The organism is Limnohabitans curvus (assembly GCF_003063475.1).
GTDB classification, from domain to species: domain Bacteria; phylum Pseudomonadota; class Gammaproteobacteria; order Burkholderiales; family Burkholderiaceae_C; genus Limnohabitans; species Limnohabitans curvus.
In genome coordinates, this window is the sequence record NZ_NESP01000001.1 from 1,101,560 (window position 1) to 1,121,340 (window position 19,781).

The window sequence follows — 19,781 nt, forward strand, 5'->3', positions numbered from 1 at the left end:
TTAGTAGGTTTTGTTCACAGTGGCGAGGGTTTGCTGCATCAAAGCGCAGGGTGATTCGCCCCCGTTGTCGTCCAGGTGCACCACTTCAGCGGTGGTGATGATGAGGCGCTTGCCTGCACGCACCACATGGCCGCGCGCACGTAGCTCGCCACCTTGGAATGCGGCAAGAAAGTTGATCTTGTATTCGACTGTTGTCACCTCTTGGCCTTCAGGCGCAAGCGTGAGACCGGCATAGCCCGCGGCAATATCGGCCAAAGCACCCATGGCTCCGCCGTGATAACCGCCTTGTTGTTGGGTGACGCGCTCAGAGTACGGTAAGGCGATTTCCACCTCACCGGGCGCAACGGAAACGATGCGCGCACCGAGGTGCTGCATCATGCCTTGGCGCACAAAACTGGCTTCGATGCGCGCGTGTAAATCGGGGTGCGTCATGCCTTGCTCGCTTTCGCAGATTTGGCCACCTTGGCGGGCTTTTCGCCCTGCTTCGCCAACAAGCTGCGCGCTTCTTTTTCGTGGGCTTTTACCTCGTCGAGGTTGGCTTCAATTTCAGCCATTTGCGCTTCGAGTTCGCGCTTGTGGGCATCGAGCACGAGCAAGAATTTTTGCAGCTGCGGCCCCGTGTCGCGTGGGGTGTCGTACATGTCGATGAGCTCTTTGGCCTCGTTGAGCGACAAGCCCAAACGCTTGGCACGCAAGGTGAGCTTGAGTCGTGTGCGATCGCGGTGGCTGTACACGCGGTTGCGCCCGCCGGGGCCGGAGCGCTCGGGTTGCAACAGGCCCATGTCTTCGTAAAAACGGATGGCTCGCGTGGTGAGGTCAAACTCACGCGCTAAGTCGCTGATGGAGTAGGTGGTCGCCATGATGTCCTTGTTTACGTTTACGTAAACGTCAATTATGACGGGAAATCTCCAAAAACCAAGTCAAGACCACGGGGGTAAGGGTTCATCCTTAAGAACACGCCTGCGTTGGGCATAGTCGGGCATGACGCTTTGCACGGTTTCCCAAAAGCGCGGGCTGTGGTCCATCACGCGCAAATGGCTGAGTTCGTGGGCCACCACGTAGTCGATCACGTCGCGCTTGTGGTGCACCAAACGCCAGTTGAGGCGAATGGACCCATTGGCGCTGGCACTGCCCCAGCGCGTGGCCGCACTGCTGAGCGACACGCGTTGCCACTGCACACCGAGCTGCGGGGCAAAGTGGTCTAGGCGTTCCACAAACAAGGCTTTGGCTTCACGCATGAGCCAGGCTTGCACAGCGTCGCGGATTTGTTGCGGCTCGGCGTTGAGGGGCAGGCCTAAGCGCAAGGTGTGGACGTCCGCGGTCGCAGGCTCAAACTGCGCACTCTTCTTTTTGAGCGTGCTGGACGAATCAAGTACCACTTGCAACTGCTCACCCAGATAAGGCAGCACGACGCCATCGGCCCACACGATGCGGGCAGCGCCGAGCTGCTGTTGACGCTCTTGCATCTCCACCAGCTTGCGCGCAATCCAATCGGCTTTTTCACGCAGGGCAGATTCCACCTCGCCCACCGTCACCCAGCGCGGCGCGCTGACCTCTAGGCCGTCAGGCCCAATCGCCATGCCAATGGTGCGGCGCTTGCCGCGTCGAAAGGCATATGCCACATCGGTGGTGCCCAACTGAATACGACGCGTGGCGCGCGGGTGTGCGTGATGCGCATTGGGCAGCACCTGACCCAGAGGCTCTGACGGCAAATGTGGGCCGTGCAATGGGCGCGAGAAAGGCGCGTGCGCTTCATCGTCATGCACACCGCCAAACAGGGTTTGTGGTTTGGTCTTGCTGCGCGGGCGCAACTGGCGAGCGGGCGGTTTGGCGCGTTTGCCAACGCCCGCGCCTTGCAGCGCTTTGGTGGTCGCCCCATCGAACATGTCGAGCACGAGTTGCAGAAAGCGGCTCATGCGTGCGGACTCAGAGCTTGCCGACGTAGGCCTCGGGATCCAGGCGATGCATTTCGGACTCAATCCAAGCTTCGACCTCGCGGGTCAGCTCGTCCGCATCCCGTCCCTGCGTTGGAATGGGTTTGCCGATAGACACCTCCACCACCCCCGGATATTTGATGAAAGCTTTGCGTGGCCAGCATTTGGCCGAAGTCACGGCCACAGGAATGACCGGTGCGCCTGTGGCAATGGCCAATCGTGCGCCGCCACTTTTGTAGCTGCCGCGCTCGCCTCGAGGAATGCGCGTGCCTTCAGGAAACATGATGACCCACACACCTTTGGCCAACAGCGTTTTACCTTGCTCCACCACTTTGGCGAACGCTTTGGAGCGCTGGCTGCGGTCGATGTGAATCATGTCCAAGCTGCCGATGGCCCAACCAAAAAACGGCACATACAGCAGCTCTTTCTTGAACACATACGCCAAGGGGTGCGGCATGATGGCGGGCATCAAAAAGGTCTCGTAGGTGGACTGATGCTTGACCAACAAAATAGCGGGACTGGTTTCGCCAACGGGCAGGTTTTCTTGTCCTTGAATTTCGTAACGAATACCCATGATGACGCGCGCAGCATCGACGCTCAAGGTCAACCACGTTTGGGCGAACACATAAAGCTTGTCGCCCTTTGTGCCGAACAATCTAGCCAACACGATGAACAAAGAGTACGGAATGACCGTGACGAACATGAATGCCATGTGCAATGTGGAACGGAGCATGGCATTCATGCTTTGACCCCTGCTTTGTTGGTCTTCGCTGCAGGCTCGGGCTGCGCGAGCAACCAGTCCGCAAATGCGCTGAGGTCGCTATGCGCCAGCGTGCCTTGCGGAAAGTCAACGGGCAAGGGTTGGCCTTTGAGCTTGGCACCTTTGCCGGTGTGTACCAAATGCGTGGCGCAACCCACAGCGGCCCCCGCTTGCAAATCGCGCAGCGAATCGCCCACGGTGTGCACGCCCTTGAGATCCATGCCATAGCGCTCGCCAATTTGCTCATACAAACCCGGCAGAGGCTTGCGGCAGTTGCAAGTTTCTTCTGGACTGTGCGGGCAATAAAACACGGCATCAATACGACCGCCCGCAACCGCCAAGAGCTTGTGCATCTTGCTGTGCATGGCGTTGAGTGCAGCCACATCAAACAGGCCACGGCCTAAGCCGGATTGGTTAGAGGCCACCACCACGTGCCAGCCGGCGTGGTTCAAACGCGCAATCGCTTCGAGCGCACCAGGCAGCGCAATCCACTCATCGGCAGACTTGACGTAGTCGTCGCTGTCTTGGTTGATGGTGCCGTCGCGATCGAGAATGACGAGTTTGGTTTGCATGGCTTAGCTTTGGCTTTAAGAAGCGAGGGCTGACAAATCGGCCACGCGGTTCATGGCCAGGTGCAAGCACTTGAGCAGACCTTGGCGGTTCAAGCGCAAGTCCATCTCTTCAGCGTTGACCATGACGTCGTCAAAGAACGCATCGACGGGCGAACGCAAGGTGGCCAAGGTTTGCAAAGAGGCAGCGTAGTCGCCGGCATTGAACTGGGCTTCCGATTCAGGCAGCAACTTTTGCATGATGGCGTACAGCGCTTGCTCGGCGTCCTCTTTGAACAAGGCGACGTTGACGTGCGCGTCGACCTCGCCTGCTTTTTTGAGCACGTTGCCAATGCGTTTGTTGGCAGCGGCCAAAGCGGCGGCTTCGGGCAAAGCAGCGAAAGCGCGAACGGCGGTGAGGCGCTTGGCCACGTCGCTCAAGCGTTGTGGGCGCAAGGCCAACACGGCTTCAACTTCTTGCGCTGAGTAACCTTGCTCTCGCAGGCCGCCAGAGAGGCGGTCGTAAATGAAGGAGGACAAAGCCGCAGCAGGGTCGGTGATTTTGTCGCCGAAGGCGGGGATGGCTTGTGCAATCAGCGTGTCCAACGCCACATCCAAATTGGCTTCGCTCAACATGCGCACCACGCCCAAGGCGTGACGACGCAAAGCAAAGGGGTCTTTGTCACCCGTGGGCAAGTTGCCAATGCCGAACATGCCCACGAGGGTTTCGAGCTTGTCGGCCAAGGCCACCACCACACCCACGGTGTTGCGTGGCAACTCGTCGCCTGCAAAGCGTGGCTTGTAGTGGTCTTCGATGGCTTGTGCCGTGTCTTCACCCAAACCATCGTGACGGGCGTAGTAGCCGCCCATGATGCCTTGCAACTCGGGGAACTCGCCCACCATGTCGGTCAGCAAATCGGTTTTGGCCAATTGAGCGGCGGTGTCGACGGCTTGCATGAATGTTGTGTTCACGGCAGCGTCTTTGGCTTGCGGCAACAAAGCGGCAATGCCTTTGGCAATGGCGCGCACGCGGTCGGTGCGCTCGCCTTGGGTGCCGAGTTTGTTGTGGTATACGACCTTAGCCAAACCTTCCACGCGCGAAGCGAGTGTCTTTTTGCGGTCTTGGTCAAAGAAGAATTTGGCATCGGCCAAACGTGGGCGCACCACACGCTCGTTGCCACCAGTCACAGCCGATGCGTCATCGGGCGTGATGTTGCTGACCACCAAGAATTGGTTGGTCAGCTTGCCTGCTGCGTCGAGCAGCGGGAAGTATTTTTGGTTGGCCTTCATCGTGAGGATGAGGCACTCTTGCGGGACGTCGAGGAATTGTTTTTCGAACTCGCACACCAACACGTTGGGGCGCTCGACCAAGGCAGTCACTTCATCGAGCAACGCTGCGTCATCAATCGCGCTCACACCGCCACCAACTTTGGCTGCAGCGGCTTCGAGTTGACGTGCAATTTCAGCACGACGCTCGGTGAAGCTGGCGATGACGGCACCATCTTTGGCGAGTGTATCGGCGTAGACGTCGGCGTTGGCCAACACGACGGGCGACACCCTGGCTTCAAAACGGTGGCCTTGTGTGCTGTTGCCAGCGGTCAAGCCCAACGCTTTGACGGGCACAACGCTGCTGCCGTGCAAGGCGACCAAGCTGTGCGCGGGACGCACAAAGTTGACGCTGCTCCAGCCTGGTAATTCGCAATCGGTTTCGAGCTGGTAGCTCATCACTTTAGGGATGGGCAATTTGGCAATGGCTTCGTTCAAGGCCTTTTGCAAACCATCGGCCAAACTCGCGCCTTTGACGATGCTGTCGTAAAACAAGGCTTCGGCTTTGCCATCGGGTGCGCGTTTGAGTTGCGCCACGGCATCGGGGCCAGCGCCCAAGGCTTGCAGTTTTTTCAATAACGCGGGTGTGGCGCTACCACTGGCATCTAAGCCAACGGTAACGGGCATGAGTTTTTGCTGCACGGCTTTATCAGCCGCCAAGGCAGACACGGCGGTGATGTGCGCAGCCAAACGGCGTGGCGATGCGTAGGCCGTCACAGCAGAATTGGCAGCTGTCAAACCTTGGGCTTTGAGTTGGTCAAACAGCACGCTAGAAAAAGCGTCGCCGAGTTTTTGCAAAGCCTTAGGAGGCAACTCTTCCACGAAGAGTTCGATGAGTAGGTTGTGTGTGGTCATGTTCTTGTGTCCTACGCTCAAGCGGTCTTCTTTGGCATTTGTTCGACCCATTCGCGCGGGGCCATGGGGAAGCCCAAGCGCTCGCGGCTCTCGTAATAGCTTTGCGCCACAGCGCGTGCCAAGTTACGGATGCGGCCAATGTAGGCAGCACGCTCGGTCACACTGATGGCACCACGGGCATCCAGCAAGTTGAAGGTGTGTGCGGCTTTGAGCACTTGCTCATACGCAGGCAACGCCAACTGCGCACCCATGAGGTGCTGCGCTTGTTTCTCGTGCGCACCAAAAGCGGTGAACAAGAATTCGGCATCGCTGTGCTCGAAGTTGTAAGTGGATTGCTCCACTTCGTTTTGTTTGTAGACGTCACCGTACGTCAAGCCATCGGTCCATTGCAGGTTGTAGACGTTGTCCACGCCTTGCAGGTACATGGCCAAGCGTTCGAGACCGTAGGTGATTTCGCCGGTGATGGGTTTGCAGTCAATGCCGCCGACTTGTTGGAAGTAGGTGAACTGCGTGACTTCCATGCCGTTGAGCCAAACTTCCCAGCCCAAGCCCCATGCGCCCAAGGTTGGGTTTTCCCAATCGTCTTCCACGAAGCGGATGTCGTTTTTCTTGAGGTCAAAGCCGAGGGCTTCGAGTGAGCCCAAGTACAGCTCCAAGATGTTGCTGGGCGCGGGCTTCAACACCACTTGGTATTGGTAGTAATGCTGCAAACGGTTGGGGTTCTCGCCGTAGCGGCCGTCTTTGGGGCGGCGGCTGGGTTGCACATAGGCGGCCTTCCAAGGCTCTGGGCCCAAGGCGCGCAAGAAGGTGGCAGTGTGCGAGGTGCCCGCACCGACCTCCATGTCGATGGGTTGCAACAAGGCGCAGCCTTGCTCGGCCCAGTAGGACTGGAGTGTGAGAATGATTTCTTGAAAAGTCAGCATGCAAAGTGGCCAGTAGACGCTGGCAATTTAGGCTGCAGGTCAATACGCCTGCAAACCTCTGATTTTACGGGCCGAAACGCCTCTGGCCGTGCCTAGATGCATGCGCCATGGCGGCAACGATGCAGAGGGTCAGCAACGCCAAGCCAGCCAGTGGCCAAAGCCCCCAAACGGACACCCAGCGGGCATAGGGCGTGATGGATCCATGCACGCCATAAACATCGGCGGTAAGAGCGCCCTTCACGGCGCTGGGCAGTCGGTGCGTGACCTGGCCTTGGGCGTTGATGATGGCCGTGGCCCCTGTGTTGGTGGCGCGCAGCATGGGGCGGCCTAGCTCTATAGCGCGCATGCGGGAAATGTGCAAATGCTGGTCAATGGCCACAGTGTCACCAAACCAGGCAATGTTGCTGAGGTTGACCAACATGGTGGGCGCACTTTCAGCGTCAGCAAAGCTCCGCGCCAACTCTTCTCCAAACAAATCTTCATAACAAATGTTCGGCGCAATGCGTTCACCCTTGAATTGCAGACTAGGTTGGGCCACATCGCCACGTGTGAAGTCACCTAAAGGGATGTTCATCATCCGGACAAACCACTGAAACAACGGCGGCACGAACTCACCAAAAGGCACCAAATGGTGCTTGTCGTATTGGTAAGTGGCCGTGGATGCCGGTGTGGTTTGGGGCATCAAGCCCAATGCCGAATTGCTGTACTGCAACTGCCCCTGTTCGCTGCGTTTGACCAGCGGTAAGCCGATCAGTGCGGCCTGCGAACCTTTGGCAAAATGTGATTGCAATTGCGCCCAATAATGCTCAGGCATTTGCTCTGGTATTAACGGAATTGCGGTTTCAGGCGTGACGATCAAATCGCTTCGCCCTGTGAGCAGGGCATCACGGTAGCCATGCAGGGCAAGGCTGACGCCCTCGCCAAACTTCAAGTCTTGTGCGATGTTGCCTTGCAGCAGCGTCACACGTAAGGGAGAGACAGAGACATCCGCAAGTGTCGCGCTTCTGCTGGGCGAGGTGATCCAAGTGAAGCCAAGGACAATCACGAACAAGCACGGACCGACCAGCGCCTTTGGCGATGCGACACCATTTCCTCGACGTTGTGCAGCAACGGCCATGGCGAAAAACGCAGACAACGCACACAGCCCGTAAACGCCAACCCAAGGAGCCCAGTGCTGCAACACGCTGTCTACGTGTGCATAGCCTACAGCCCCCCAAGGAAACCCGGTCCAAAGCGTGCCGCGCAACATCTCAGCCAAAACCCAAACCGCAGCAAAGGCACAGGCGCGAGGCAGCACGTTGACGCGCGCCTTGCACACGGCAAAGAAAACGGCACAGGCAGCGCCATAAAACAATGCCAAGCCTGCCGCAAGTAGAGCGACGGCAAGTGCAGCAACTGGGGCAGACAGTCCGCCGTAACTGTTCATTGAAATGAACAACCACCACGTCGAGCCCAGTAGCCATGCAAATGAAAACATCCAGCCTTTGGCAAAAGCCTCTTTAGGCGTTTGACTCCGATCCAAATATCCGGCAAGGACTAGCAAACTCACATACTGCAGCCAGCCTTGTGGCACGCCTTTAAAGTTGCCATCAAAAGGCCAAGCAAGCGAGATGGCCTGCGTCAAACCAGCCACGACCAAAAGCAGGGTCACGTGCACTGTCAGAGGCCACTTCTGTGATTGCAGTGTGTGGTCGCGCATTCTTTAGATCGGCGCTTTATCGACGGGGGCGGGGTACACCTTGAACCACTTCACAGCACCGCCGCGCGTGTGCAGCACTTCGAACCGTAATTTGTTGATTTCAAAGTGTTCGCCGCGCCGTGGTACGTGCCCCATGGCATGAGCGATGAAGCCGCCAATGGTGTCAAAGTTTGTATCTTCGCTTTCCTCAGCCGCCGTGACTTCAAGGTGTGTGCCAAATGCTTCGGCAACGCGTTCAAGTGAAGCATTGCCACTCACGCGGTAAGTGTCGTCGGCCAATGCGAAGATGTCGCCGACATCTTCTTGACTGTCAAATTCGTCTTCAATGTCGCCCACAATTTGTTCCAACACATCTTCAATTGTGATGAGTCCTGCGATGCGGCCAAACTCATCGACAACCAAAGCCATGTGGTTGCGTGTGTTGCGAAACTCGCGCAACAAGTCGTTCAAGCCTTTGCTTTCTGGCACAAAAACGGGAGGCCGCAGCAATGTGCGAATGTTCAGGGCCGGCGCACGCTGGAGTTTGAGCAAGTCTTTGGCTAACAAGATACCGACCAAGTTATCTCTCTCTCCTTCGTACACGGGAAATCTCGAGTGCCCCGTGTCGATGACTTGATGCAAACTCTCTTCAATGGGAGCATCAAGGTTGATGAGATCCATGCGCGGCGCAGCGACCATGACCTCGCCGGCGGTGAGATCAGCCATGCGCAACACGCCTTCAAGCATGAGACGGCTTTCCGCACCAATGACTTGGTTGTCTTCTGCGTCTGAGAGTGCATCAAGCAGCTCTTCACGCGAGTCTGGGCCAGGATGTATGAACTCAAGCAAGCGTTGCCAATAGCTGCGCTTGTCTTGCTTGTCTAATTCTCGGGTATGCGGGGGTATCACAGTGTTGCAGCCATTGCTGCGGGAGTCTCACAAGCCTCAAGCATAGCCCATGCGGATGGGCTATTCATTTACTCAGCAGCCTGATGCCGGGCGTCGCGTACACCATCACGAATTTCTTTAACCTTGGCCAAGAAACTCCAAAAACGCTTGGCATCTTCCTTGATGCTGTAGTTTGTTTTGGCATACTGATCGGCGACAAACTCGGTGACTCGGCTGTCGAGGTCACGCTTTGGTAAGCTCAGGAAAGCTTCTGTTTCTGAACCGTCACGCTCTATTTTTGCGCCGCCCTTGCGCGCAATTCGAATCATGGGTGCGTTTTCACTCAGGGCATGGATGTACATCTGGTACACCTTTTCGTTGCGGGCATGAATCACTGCACGTTCAAACAAACGCGCGCCGTAACCACGGCCACGTGCGTAGGCAGATACGGACACACCAAATTCGGAGCTAAATTCACGTCCGGGATCTTTGATCAGCGCCAAATGCGCCATCGCAATGATCTCGAGATTGCTATTGAATATCCCGTAAATTTCATCACGGTCAAAATTCAGCCCCGCAACGTAGCGCTGTATGTGATCGTCTGTGGCTGTATAGCCGAAGCGCAAATAACGGTCGTGCTCCGACAGCGCCAACAAATGCGCCAAAATTTGAGCCACATGCTCGATTCCCAAAGGCGCGATTGGAATCAATACGCCGTCGGTTTTATGAAATTGCTCTTGCGATGCGCCAGTGAAGCGAAGCATTTGTCGCCCGCCCTCCAAGGTGGTTTTTGCAAGAGTGTGTACGAGTGTCATGCTAGGATTCTACGGGTTTTCCCTTATTCTTTCAGTTATCTGACGTCAATTAGGCGCACGGCTCTAAACAGAGAAGTTGTGCATTTGTAACGTACGTCACAGCCAACGTGTTGCAGCGAGACGGTAACTGTCAAAATGTTATCGAGAACGCTAATTTCTATTATTTGAGGACACGCACTTTCATGCTCGCATTACCTTCCGGCGTTGCTTTTTTCGAAAGAGGCTGGCTTTCGTCCAACAATGTATTGATTCAGGATGAGGATCAAGCCATCCTCGTTGACTCAGGTTACTGGACGCATGCTGAGCAGACTGCGGCGCTTGTGACAGCGGCCCTGAAACAGCGACCACTTACTACTCTTATCAATACACATTTGCACAGCGACCATTGCGGCGGAAATGCACATCTGCAAGCATTATTTCCTAAGCTTGAAACCTTGATACCACCTGGTCATGCAAGCTATGTTGACTCATGGGACTCGAATGCGCTAACTTACACGCCAACAGGTCAACACTGCCCCCAATTTAAAAAGTCGGGAGTTCTTCGCGATGGTGACCATTTTTGTGTCGCAGGCAATACATGGCGGATTCATGCGGCACCGGGTCATGACCCGCATTCAATCGTCCTCTTCAATGAAGAAGATCGTATGTTGGTCTCTGCCGATGCACTTTGGGAGAATGGCTTTGGCGTTGTTTTTCCAGAAATTGAAGGACTATCAGCGTTCAATGAGATCGAATCAACACTTCAAATCATTGAGCGACTTGCCCCAAAACTCGTACTCCCTGGTCACGGCGCGGCTTTCACCGACGTGACGGGCGCACTTGTGCGTGCAAGAAGTCGCTTGGCGCAATTTCAAAATGCACCTGATAAGCACGCAAGCTACGCGGCCAAGGTTTTACTGAAGTTCAAGCTGCTTGAGTTACAAAGAGTCAAACTGAGTGACTATTGCATTTGGGCGCATTCTGCTCAATATCTGCACTTGCTGCATGCCATGTATTCAACAGGCATCAGTTTTGAGACTTGGATTTTTGACTTGTGCCAGAGCCTAGAGACAAGCGGCGCATGCACGATCAATGATGAGTACATCATCAATCATTAATTTAGAAATCTTAAATTTGAAAGCCTAAAAACAAAAACCCCCACTCAATCGAGCGGGGGTTTCTGAGGCTGTAATAGCCTGACGATGTCCTACTTTCACACGGGAACCCGCACTATCATCGGCGCTAAGTCGTTTCACTGTCCTGTTCGGGATGGGAAGGAGTGGTACCAACTTGCTATGGTCATCAGGCATAACTTGTTGTCACCTTGATCAAATCAAGGCAACGAATTCATAGAGCAATATCAGATTTATTTTGAATGCGTCACTTGGCATAACTTCCTTGATCACATTGGATCAAAGTTATAGGGTCAAGTCGCACGAGCAATTAGTATCAGTTAGCTTAACGTATTACTACGCTTCCACACCTGACCTATCAACGTCCTGGTCTTGAACGACTCTTTAGGGGGCTCAAGGCCCCGGCAGATCTCATCTTGAAACGAGTTTCCCGCTTAGATGCTTTCAGCGGTTATCTCTTCCACACATAGCTACTCGGCAATGCCACTGGCGTGACAACCGATACACCAGAGGTGTGTCCACTCCGGTCCTCTCGTACTAGGAGCAGGCTTCCTCAAATCTGCAGCGCCCACGGAAGATAGGGACCAAACTGTCTCACGACGTTTTAAACCCAGCTCACGTACCTCTTTAAATGGCGAACAGCCATACCCTTGGGACCGGCTACAGCCCCAGGATGAGATGAGCCGACATCGAGGTGCCAAACACCGCCGTCGATATGAACTCTTGGGCGGTATCAGCCTGTTATCCCCAGAGTACCTTTTATCCGTTGAGCGATGGCCCTTCCATACAGAACCACCGGATCACTATGTCCTACTTTCGTATCTGCTCGACTTGTCAGTCTCGCAGTTAAGCACGCTTATGCCATTGCACTATCATCACGATGTCCGACCGTAACTAGCGTACCTTCGAACTCCTCCGTTACGCTTTGGGAGGAGACCGCCCCAGTCAAACTGCCTACCATGCACTGTCCCCGATCCAGATAATGGACCTAGGTTAGAACCTCAAACACACCAGGGTGGTATTTCAACGTTGGCTCCACCGAAACTAGCGTTCCGGCTTCAAAGCCTCCCACCTATCCTACACAGGTCTGTTCAAAATCCAATACAAAGCTACAGTAAAGGTTCATGGGGTCTTTCCGTCTTTCCGCGGGGAGATTGCATCATCACAAACATTTCAACTTCGCTGAGTCTCAGGAGGAGACAGTGTGGCCATCGTTACGCCATTCGTGCAGGTCGGAACTTACCCGACAAGGAATTTCGCTACCTTAGGACCGTTATAGTTACGGCCGCCGTTTACTGGGACTTCAATCAAGAGCTTGCACCCCATCATTTAATCTTCCAGCACCGGGCAGGCGTCACACCCTATACGTCCACTTTCGTGTTTGCAGAGTGCTGTGTTTTTATTAAACAGTCGCAGCCACCGATTCTCTGAGGCCTCATTCTGCTCCCCTTGTACAGGTTCACATACTAAAGGCACACCTTCTTCCGAAGTTACGGTGTCAATTTGCCGAGTTCCTTCTCCTGAGTTCTCTCAAGCGCCTTAGAATACTCATCTCGCGCACCAGTGTCGGTTTGCGGTACGGTCGTGTGTAGCTGAAGCTTAGTGGCTTTTCCTGGAAGCAGGGTATCACTCACTTCGGATGCAAGCATCCTCGTTATCACCCCTCATCTAAGCCCGGCGGATTTACCTACCAGGCACGACTACAGGCTTGAACAGACATATCCAACAGTCTGCTGAGCTAACCTTCTCCGTCCCCACATCGCACTACACATCGGTACAGGAATATTTACCTGTTTCCCATCAACTACGCATCTCTGCCTCGCCTTAGGGGCCGACTCACTCTACGCCGATGAACGTTGCGTAGAAAACCTTGCGCTTACGGCGAGGGGGCTTTTCACCCCCTTTAACGCTACTCATGTCAGCATTCGCACTTCTGATACCTCCAGCACGCTTTACAACGCACCTTCACAGGCTTACAGAACGCTCTCCTACCACTTGCAATAAATTGCAAATCCGCAGCTTCGGTAACTGGCTTAGCCCCGTTACATCTTCCGCGCAGGACGACTCGATCAGTGAGCTATTACGCTTTCTTTAAATGATGGCTGCTTCTAAGCCAACATCCTGACTGTTTTAGCCTTCCCACTTCGTTTCCCACTTAGCCAATTTTAGGGACCTTAGCTGGCGGTCTGGGTTGTTTCCCTCTTGAGTCCGGACGTTAGCACCCGGTGCTCTGTCTCCCAAGCTGTACTCTGCGGTATTCGGAGTTTGCATTGGTTTGGTAAGTCGCCATGACCCCCTAGCCAAAACAGTGCTCTACCCCCGCAGGTAATACTTGAGGCACTACCTAAATAGTTTTCGGAGAGAACCAGCTATTTCCAAGTTTGTTTAGCCTTTCACCCCTATCCACAGGTCATCCGCTAATTTTGCAACATTAGTCGGTTCGGACCTCCAGTACCTGTTACGGCACCTTCATCCTGCCCATGGATAGATCACTTGGTTTCGGGTCTACACCCAGCGACTAATTCGCCCTATTCGGACTCGATTTCTCTACGGCTTCCCTATTCGGTTAACCTTGCCACTGAATGTAAGTCGCTGACCCATTATACAAAAGGTACGCAGTCACCCCTTACGAGGCTCCTACTTTTTGTAAGCATACGGTTTCAGGATCTATTTCACTCCCCTCCCGGGGTTCTTTTCGCCTTTCCCTCACGGTACTAGTTCACTATCGGTCAATGATGAGTATTTAGCCTTGGAGGATGGTCCCCCCATATTCAGACAGGATTACACGTGTCCCGCCCTACTTGTCGCTAGCTTAGTACCACACAGGTCTTTTCACGTACGGGACTATCACCCTCTATAGTTAACCTTTCCAGGTTATTCCGTTAAGTCTTGTGCTATCACTAGCAGGCTTCTCCGATTTCGCTCGCCACTACTTTCGGAATCTCGGTTGATGTCTTTTCCTCGAGCTACTGAGATGTTTCAGTTCACCCGGTTCGCCTCCAGCAGCTATGTATTCACTGCAGGATTACCTTTCGGTAAGGTTTCCCCATTCAGAAATCTCCGGATCAAAGCTAATTTGCCAGCTCCCCGAAGCTTATCGCAGGCTATCACGTCTTTCGTCGCCTATCATTGCCAAGGCATCCACCATATGCTCTTAGTCACTTGACCCTATAACTTTGACGCCTCTTTCGAGATCAAAAATTGTTTTCAAGGACTGATTTGACAGGTCTCTCACCTGTCGCGTTATGCCGTAAATATGAATAATCCTTCAATATCGCTATTAAAGAACATTCGTCATTACTTGAAATCCAAACCAAAGTTTGAATATTCGTTTTGACGCAATCAAAAATGTTACTAGCGGCACGGTCTGCACTAAACCTTTACGAATGTGCAGTTTCCGCTAGTAACTCTGATATCTACTCTATGAATTTTTAATGAACAGCCTAGTTAATCAATCAATATCGATCAACAACAAAGAAGCCTCAACAGAAGCTGCTTTGTTGTTGAATGAATGGTGGAGGATGACGGGATCGAACCGACGACCCCCTGCTTGCAAAGCAGGTGCTCTCCCAGCTGAGCTAATCCCCCAATGAATCACTTAGACGTTTGGTGGGTCTGGTTGGAATCGAACCAACGACCCCTGCGTTATCAACACAGTGCTCTAACCAACTGAGCTACAGACCCAAGCCGGTCGCGACATCCTCAGCGAACTGAGTTAATCGACGACAACCTTCAAAACAACCGATAAGTGTGGACGTTCAATTTAGATTGCAGTTTTCCAGAAAGGAGGTGATCCAGCCGCACCTTCCGATACGGCTACCTTGTTACGACTTCACCCCAGTCACGAACCCTGCCGTGGTAATCGCCCTCCTTACGGTTAGGCTAACTACTTCTGGCAGAACCCGCTCCCATGGTGTGACGGGCGGTGTGTACAAGACCCGGGAACGTATTCACCGTGACATTCTGATCCACGATTACTAGCGATTCCGACTTCACGCAGTCGAGTTGCAGACTGCGATCCGGACTACGACTGGTTTTATGGGATTAGCTCCCCCTCGCGGGTTGGCAACCCTTTGTACCAGCCATTGTATGACGTGTGTAGCCCCACCTATAAGGGCCATGAGGACTTGACGTCATCCCCACCTTCCTCCGGTTTGTCACCGGCAGTCTCATTAGAGTGCCCAACTAAATGTAGCAACTAATGACAAGGGTTGCGCTCGTTGCGGGACTTAACCCAACATCTCACGACACGAGCTGACGACAGCCATGCAGCACCTGTGTTACGGCTCTCTTTCGAGCACGCCTCTATCTCTAAAGGCTTCCGTACATGTCAAAGGTGGGTAAGGTTTTTCGCGTTGCATCGAATTAAACCACATCATCCACCGCTTGTGCGGGTCCCCGTCAATTCCTTTGAGTTTCAACCTTGCGGCCGTACTCCCCAGGCGGTCAACTTCACGCGTTAGCTTCGTTACTGAGTCAGTGAAGACCCAACAACCAGTTGACATCGTTTAGGGCGTGGACTACCAGGGTATCTAATCCTGTTTGCTCCCCACGCTTTCGTGCATGAGCGTCAGTGCAGGCCCAGGGGATTGCCTTCGCCATCGGTGTTCCTCCGCATATCTACGCATTTCACTGCTACACGCGGAATTCCATCCCCCTCTGCCGCACTCCAGCTATACAGTCACAAATGCAGTTCCCAGGTTGAGCCCGGGGATTTCACATCTGTCTTATATAACCGCCTGCGCACGCTTTACGCCCAGTAATTCCGATTAACGCTTGCACCCTACGTATTACCGCGGCTGCTGGCACGTAGTTAGCCGGTGCTTATTCTTACAGTACCGTCATGAGCCCCTAGTATTAATAGAAACCTTTTCGTTCTGTACAAAAGCAGTTTACAACCCGAAGGCCTTCGTCCTGCACGCGGAATGGCTGGATCAGACTTGCGTCCATTGTCCAAAATTCCCCACTGCTGCCTCCCGTAGGAGTCTGGACCGTGTCTCAGTTCCAGTGTGGCTGGTCGTCCTCTCAGACCAGCTACAGATCGTTGGCTTGGTGAGCCTTTACCTCACCAACTACCTAATCTGATATCGGCCGCTCCAATCGCGCGAGGTCTTGCGATCCCCCGCTTTCATCCTTAGATCGTATGCGGTATTAGCGTAATTTTCACTACGTTATCCCCCACGACTGGGCACGTTCCGATATATTACTCACCCGTTCGCCACTCGCCACCAGACCGAAGTCCGTGCTGCCGTTCGACTTGCATGTGTAAAGCATTCCGCCAGCGTTCAATCTGAGCCAGGATCAAACTCTATAGTTCGATCTTGATATTTTTTTGATCTTTCGATCAACTCATAAATTGGAATCGACGTGATTTTCTTTGACGAATTTCACATCTTTTTTACTTCATGAGCGTTTGTTAGCTAATTAAAGCTAAGTTCCTAAAGAACTTGGCAATCACCATCAAACGCCCACGCTTATCGGCTGTATGTTTTTAATGAACCACTCAACTACTTGAGCAACCACGCTGCGATCAGCGAAGCCTTGCAGTATAGCACAACTAAGTGCTATTTAGCAAATGTTTGGAGATTTTTCGTTAAGAAGAATCTCCAAACATCTCTATCCTTAGATAGAGAGCCTGGGAACAAAAACCCCCACTCAATCGAGCGGGGGTTTCTGAGGCTGTAATAGCCTGACGATGTCCTACTTTCACACGGGAACCCGCACTATCATCGGCGCTAAGTCGTTTCACTGTCCTGTTCGGGATGGGAAGGAGTGGTACCAACTTGCTATGGTCATCAGGCATAACTTGTTGTCACCTTGATCAAATCAAGGCAACGAATTCATAGAGCAATATCAGATTTATTTTGAATGCGTCACTTGGCATAACTTCCTTGATCACATTGGATCAAAGTTATAGGGTCAAGTCGCACGAGCAATTAGTATCAGTTAGCTTAACGTATTACTACGCTTCCACACCTGACCTATCAACGTCCTGGTCTTGAACGACTCTTTAGGGGGCTCAAGGCCCCGGCAGATCTCATCTTGAAACGAGTTTCCCGCTTAGATGCTTTCAGCGGTTATCTCTTCCACACATAGCTACTCGGCAATGCCACTGGCGTGACAACCGATACACCAGAGGTGTGTCCACTCCGGTCCTCTCGTACTAGGAGCAGGCTTCCTCAAATCTGCAGCGCCCACGGAAGATAGGGACCAAACTGTCTCACGACGTTTTAAACCCAGCTCACGTACCTCTTTAAATGGCGAACAGCCATACCCTTGGGACCGGCTACAGCCCCAGGATGAGATGAGCCGACATCGAGGTGCCAAACACCGCCGTCGATATGAACTCTTGGGCGGTATCAGCCTGTTATCCCCAGAGTACCTTTTATCCGTTGAGCGATGGCCCTTCCATACAGAACCACCGGATCACTATGTCCTACTTTCGTATCTGCTCGACTTGTCAGTCTCGCAGTTAAGCACGCTTATGCCATTGCACTATCATCACGATGTCCGACCGTAACTAGCGTACCTTCGAACTCCTCCGTTACGCTTTGGGAGGAGACCGCCCCAGTCAAACTGCCTACCATGCACTGTCCCCGATCCAGATAATGGACCTAGGTTAGAACCTCAAACACACCAGGGTGGTATTTCAACGTTGGCTCCACCGAAACTAGCGTTCCGGCTTCAAAGCCTCCCACCTATCCTACACAGGTCTGTTCAAAATCCAATACAAAGCTACAGTAAAGGTTCATGGGGTCTTTCCGTCTTTCCGCGGGGAGATTGCATCATCACAAACATTTCAACTTCGCTGAGTCTCAGGAGGAGACAGTGTGGCCATCGTTACGCCATTCGTGCAGGTCGGAACTTACCCGACAAGGAATTTCGCTACCTTAGGACCGTTATAGTTACGGCCGCCGTTTACTGGGACTTCAATCAAGAGCTTGCACCCCATCATTTAATCTTCCAGCACCGGGCAGGCGTCACACCCTATACGTCCACTTTCGTGTTTGCAGAGTGCTGTGTTTTTATTAAACAGTCGCAGCCACCGATTCTCTGAGGCCTCATTCTGCTCCCCTTGTACAGGTTCACATACTAAAGGCACACCTTCTTCCGAAGTTACGGTGTCAATTTGCCGAGTTCCTTCTCCTGAGTTCTCTCAAGCGCCTTAGAATACTCATCTCGCGCACCAGTGTCGGTTTGCGGTACGGTCGTGTGTAGCTGAAGCTTAGTGGCTTTTCCTGGAAGCAGGGTATCACTCACTTCGGATGCAAGCATCCTCGTTATCACCCCTCATCTAAGCCCGGCGGATTTACCTACCAGGCACGACTACAGGCTTGAACAGACATATCCAACAGTCTGCTGAGCTAACCTTCTCCGTCCCCACATCGCACTACACATCGGTACAGGAATATTTACCTGTTTCCCATCAACTACGCATCTCTGCCTCGCCTTAGGGGCCGACTCACTCTACGCCGATGAACGTTGCGTAGAAAACCTTGCGCTTACGGCGAGGGGGCTTTTCACCCCCTTTAACGCTACTCATGTCAGCATTCGCACTTCTGATACCTCCAGCACGCTTTACAACGCACCTTCACAGGCTTACAGAACGCTCTCCTACCACTTGCAATAAATTGCAAATCCGCAGCTTCGGTAACTGGCTTAGCCCCGTTACATCTTCCGCGCAGGACGACTCGATCAGTGAGCTATTACGCTTTCTTTAAATGATGGCTGCTTCTAAGCCAACATCCTGACTGTTTTAGCCTTCCCACTTCGTTTCCCACTTAGCCAATTTTAGGGACCTTAGCTGGCGGTCTGGGTTGTTTCCCTCTTGAGTCCGGACGTTAGCACCCGGTGCTCTGTCTCCCAAGCTGTACTCTGCGGTATTCGGAGTTTGCATTGGTTTGGTAAGTCGCCATGACCCCCTAGCCAAAACAGTGCTCTACCCCCGCAGGTAATACTTGAGGCACTACCTAAATAGTTTTCGGAGAGAACCAGCTATTTCCAAGTTTGTTTAGCCTTTCACCCCTATCCACAGGTCATCCGCTAATTTTGCAACATTAGTCGGTTCGGACCTCCAGTACCTGTTACGGCACCTTCATCCTGCCCATGGATAGATCACTTGGTTTCGGGTCTACACCCAGCGACTAATTCGCCCTATTCGGACTCGATTTCTCTACGGCTTCCCTATTCGGTTAACCTTGCCACTGAATGTAAGTCGCTGACCCATTATACAAAAGGTACGCAGTCACCCCTTACGAGGCTCCTACTTTTTGTAAGCATACGGTTTCAGGATCTATTTCACTCCCCTCCCGGGGTTCTTTTCGCCTTTCCCTCACGGTACTAGTTCACTATCGGTCAATGATGAGTATTTAGCCTTGGAGGATGGTCCCCCCATATTCAGACAGGATTACACGTGTCCCGCCCTACTTGTCGCTAGCTTAGTACCACACAGGTCTTTTCACGTACGGGACTATCACCCTCTATAGTTAACCTTTCCAGGTTATTCCGTTAAGTCTTGTGCTATCACTAGCAGGCTTCTCCGATTTCGCTCGCCACTACTTTCGGAATCTCGGTTGATGTCTTTTCCTCGAGCTACTGAGATGTTTCAGTTCACCCGGTTCGCCTCCAGCAGCTATGTATTCACTGCAGGATTACCTTTCGGTAAGGTTTCCCCATTCAGAAATCTCCGGATCAAAGCTAATTTGCCAGCTCCCCGAAGCTTATCGCAGGCTATCACGTCTTTCGTCGCCTATCATTGCCAAGGCATCCACCATATGCTCTTAGTCACTTGACCCTATAACTTTGACGCCTCTTTCGAGATCAAAAATTGTTTTCAAGGACTGATTTGACAGGTCTCTCACCTGTCGCGTTATGCCGTAAATATGAATAATCCTTCAATATCGCTATTAAAGAACATTCGTCATTACTTGAAATCCAAACCA

11 protein-coding genes, 2 tRNA genes and 5 rRNA genes are annotated in these 19,781 nt (G+C 53.0%); 1 reads left to right on the plus strand and 17 read right to left on the minus strand.

Translation table 11 applies throughout. From position 1 onward, the window contains the following. The 10 genes from B9Z44_RS05535 to B9Z44_RS05580 form a co-directional block, all read right to left on the minus strand. A complete protein-coding gene (locus B9Z44_RS05535) occupies nucleotides 1-432 on the minus strand; it encodes a PaaI family thioesterase (RefSeq protein WP_233246831.1) in 432 nt (143 codons plus the stop codon). Continuing rightward, entirely contained in the window at nucleotides 429-860 is a 432-nt protein-coding gene (locus tag B9Z44_RS05540; RefSeq protein WP_108358403.1) for a MerR family transcriptional regulator, read from the minus strand. Before B9Z44_RS05540 ends, B9Z44_RS05535 begins: the two co-directional genes overlap by 4 nt. 60 nt (nucleotides 861-920) lie before the next feature. Then, entirely contained in the window at nucleotides 921-1,916 is a 996-nt protein-coding gene (locus B9Z44_RS05545) for a M48 family metallopeptidase (RefSeq protein ID WP_108401895.1), read from the minus strand. 10 nt (nucleotides 1,917-1,926) lie between these two features. Then, complete coding sequence (locus B9Z44_RS05550) at nucleotides 1,927-2,676, minus strand: lysophospholipid acyltransferase family protein (protein ID WP_245912762.1); 750 nt, start codon at nucleotides 2,674-2,676, stop codon at nucleotides 1,927-1,929. Next, on the minus strand, nucleotides 2,673-3,266 hold the full coding sequence (gmhB, locus tag B9Z44_RS05555; protein WP_108401896.1) for a D-glycero-beta-D-manno-heptose 1,7-bisphosphate 7-phosphatase: 594 nt from the start codon (nucleotides 3,264-3,266) through the stop codon (nucleotides 2,673-2,675). The genes B9Z44_RS05550 and gmhB overlap by 4 nt, the downstream gene beginning before the upstream one ends. Before the next feature lie 15 nt (nucleotides 3,267-3,281). Further along, a complete protein-coding gene (gene glyS / locus B9Z44_RS05560) occupies nucleotides 3,282-5,423 on the minus strand; it encodes a glycine--tRNA ligase subunit beta (RefSeq protein ID WP_108402818.1) in 2,142 nt (713 codons plus the stop codon). Between the two features lie 17 nt (nucleotides 5,424-5,440). Next, entirely contained in the window at nucleotides 5,441-6,346 is a 906-nt protein-coding gene (gene glyQ, locus B9Z44_RS05565; protein ID WP_108401897.1) for a glycine--tRNA ligase subunit alpha, read from the minus strand. A gap of 64 nt (nucleotides 6,347-6,410) precedes the next feature. Then, on the minus strand, nucleotides 6,411-7,997 hold the full coding sequence (gene lnt, locus B9Z44_RS05570; protein WP_245912763.1) for an apolipoprotein N-acyltransferase: 1,587 nt from the start codon (nucleotides 7,995-7,997) through the stop codon (nucleotides 6,411-6,413). A 51-nt stretch (nucleotides 7,998-8,048) separates the two neighbouring features. Next, a complete protein-coding gene (locus B9Z44_RS05575) occupies nucleotides 8,049-8,933 on the minus strand; it encodes a CorC family transporter (protein ID WP_108401898.1) in 885 nt (294 codons plus the stop codon). 68 nt (nucleotides 8,934-9,001) lie between these two features. Then, nucleotides 9,002-9,727, minus strand: coding sequence for a GNAT family N-acetyltransferase (locus B9Z44_RS05580; RefSeq protein WP_245912764.1), 726 nt, complete (start codon nucleotides 9,725-9,727; stop codon nucleotides 9,002-9,004). A 182-nt stretch (nucleotides 9,728-9,909) separates the two neighbouring features. On the opposite strand from B9Z44_RS05580, the gene B9Z44_RS05585 reads away from it, so the two are divergent. Beyond that, nucleotides 9,910-10,824: an MBL fold metallo-hydrolase gene (locus B9Z44_RS05585; RefSeq protein ID WP_108401900.1), complete on the plus strand. Its 915-nt coding sequence runs from the start codon at nucleotides 9,910-9,912 to the stop codon at nucleotides 10,822-10,824. A 76-nt stretch (nucleotides 10,825-10,900) separates the two neighbouring features. Here B9Z44_RS05585 and rrf (B9Z44_RS05590) read toward each other — a convergent pair. From rrf (B9Z44_RS05590) to B9Z44_RS05620, 7 genes are all read right to left on the minus strand, one after another. Beyond that, nucleotides 10,901-11,013, minus strand: a 5S ribosomal RNA gene (gene rrf, locus B9Z44_RS05590). A 115-nt stretch (nucleotides 11,014-11,128) separates the two neighbouring features. Then, a 23S ribosomal RNA gene (locus B9Z44_RS05595) occupies nucleotides 11,129-14,007 on the minus strand. A 344-nt stretch (nucleotides 14,008-14,351) separates the two neighbouring features. After that, nucleotides 14,352-14,427, minus strand: a tRNA-Ala gene (locus B9Z44_RS05600). 19 nt (nucleotides 14,428-14,446) lie between these two features. Further along, nucleotides 14,447-14,523: transfer RNA gene (locus B9Z44_RS05605), tRNA-Ile, on the minus strand. Between the two features lie 98 nt (nucleotides 14,524-14,621). Next, nucleotides 14,622-16,156 (minus strand): 16S ribosomal RNA (locus B9Z44_RS05610). A gap of 370 nt (nucleotides 16,157-16,526) precedes the next feature. Beyond that, nucleotides 16,527-16,639, minus strand: a 5S ribosomal RNA gene (gene rrf, locus B9Z44_RS05615). 115 nt (nucleotides 16,640-16,754) lie between these two features. After that, nucleotides 16,755-19,633: ribosomal RNA gene (locus B9Z44_RS05620) — 23S ribosomal RNA — on the minus strand. The 16S, 23S and 5S rRNA genes sit together here with 2 tRNA genes alongside, the layout of an rRNA operon. Nucleotides 19,634-19,781 lie beyond the last annotated feature (148 nt).

Bases quoted from the DNA above. Each gene is read 5' to 3' on its own strand.
- B9Z44_RS05535 (WP_233246831.1), bottom strand. From the start codon at position 432: ATGACGCACCCCGATTTACACGCGCGCATCGAAGCCAGTTTTGTGCGC.
- B9Z44_RS05540 (WP_108358403.1), bottom strand. From the start codon at position 860: ATGGCGACCACCTACTCCATCAGCGACTTAGCGCGTGAGTTTGACCTC.
- B9Z44_RS05545 (WP_108401895.1), bottom strand. From the start codon at position 1,916: ATGAGCCGCTTTCTGCAACTCGTGCTCGACATGTTCGATGGGGCGACC.
- B9Z44_RS05550 (WP_245912762.1), bottom strand. From the start codon at position 2,676: ATGAATGCCATGCTCCGTTCCACATTGCACATGGCATTCATGTTCGTC.
- gmhB (WP_108401896.1), bottom strand. From the start codon at position 3,266: ATGCAAACCAAACTCGTCATTCTCGATCGCGACGGCACCATCAACCAA.
- glyS (WP_108402818.1), bottom strand. From the start codon at position 5,423: ATGACCACACACAACCTACTCATCGAACTCTTCGTGGAAGAGTTGCCT.
- glyQ (WP_108401897.1), bottom strand. From the start codon at position 6,346: ATGCTGACTTTTCAAGAAATCATTCTCACACTCCAGTCCTACTGGGCC.
- B9Z44_RS05580 (WP_245912764.1), bottom strand. From the start codon at position 9,727: ATGACACTCGTACACACTCTTGCAAAAACCACCTTGGAGGGCGGGCGA.
- B9Z44_RS05585 (WP_108401900.1), top strand. From the start codon at position 9,910: ATGCTCGCATTACCTTCCGGCGTTGCTTTTTTCGAAAGAGGCTGGCTT.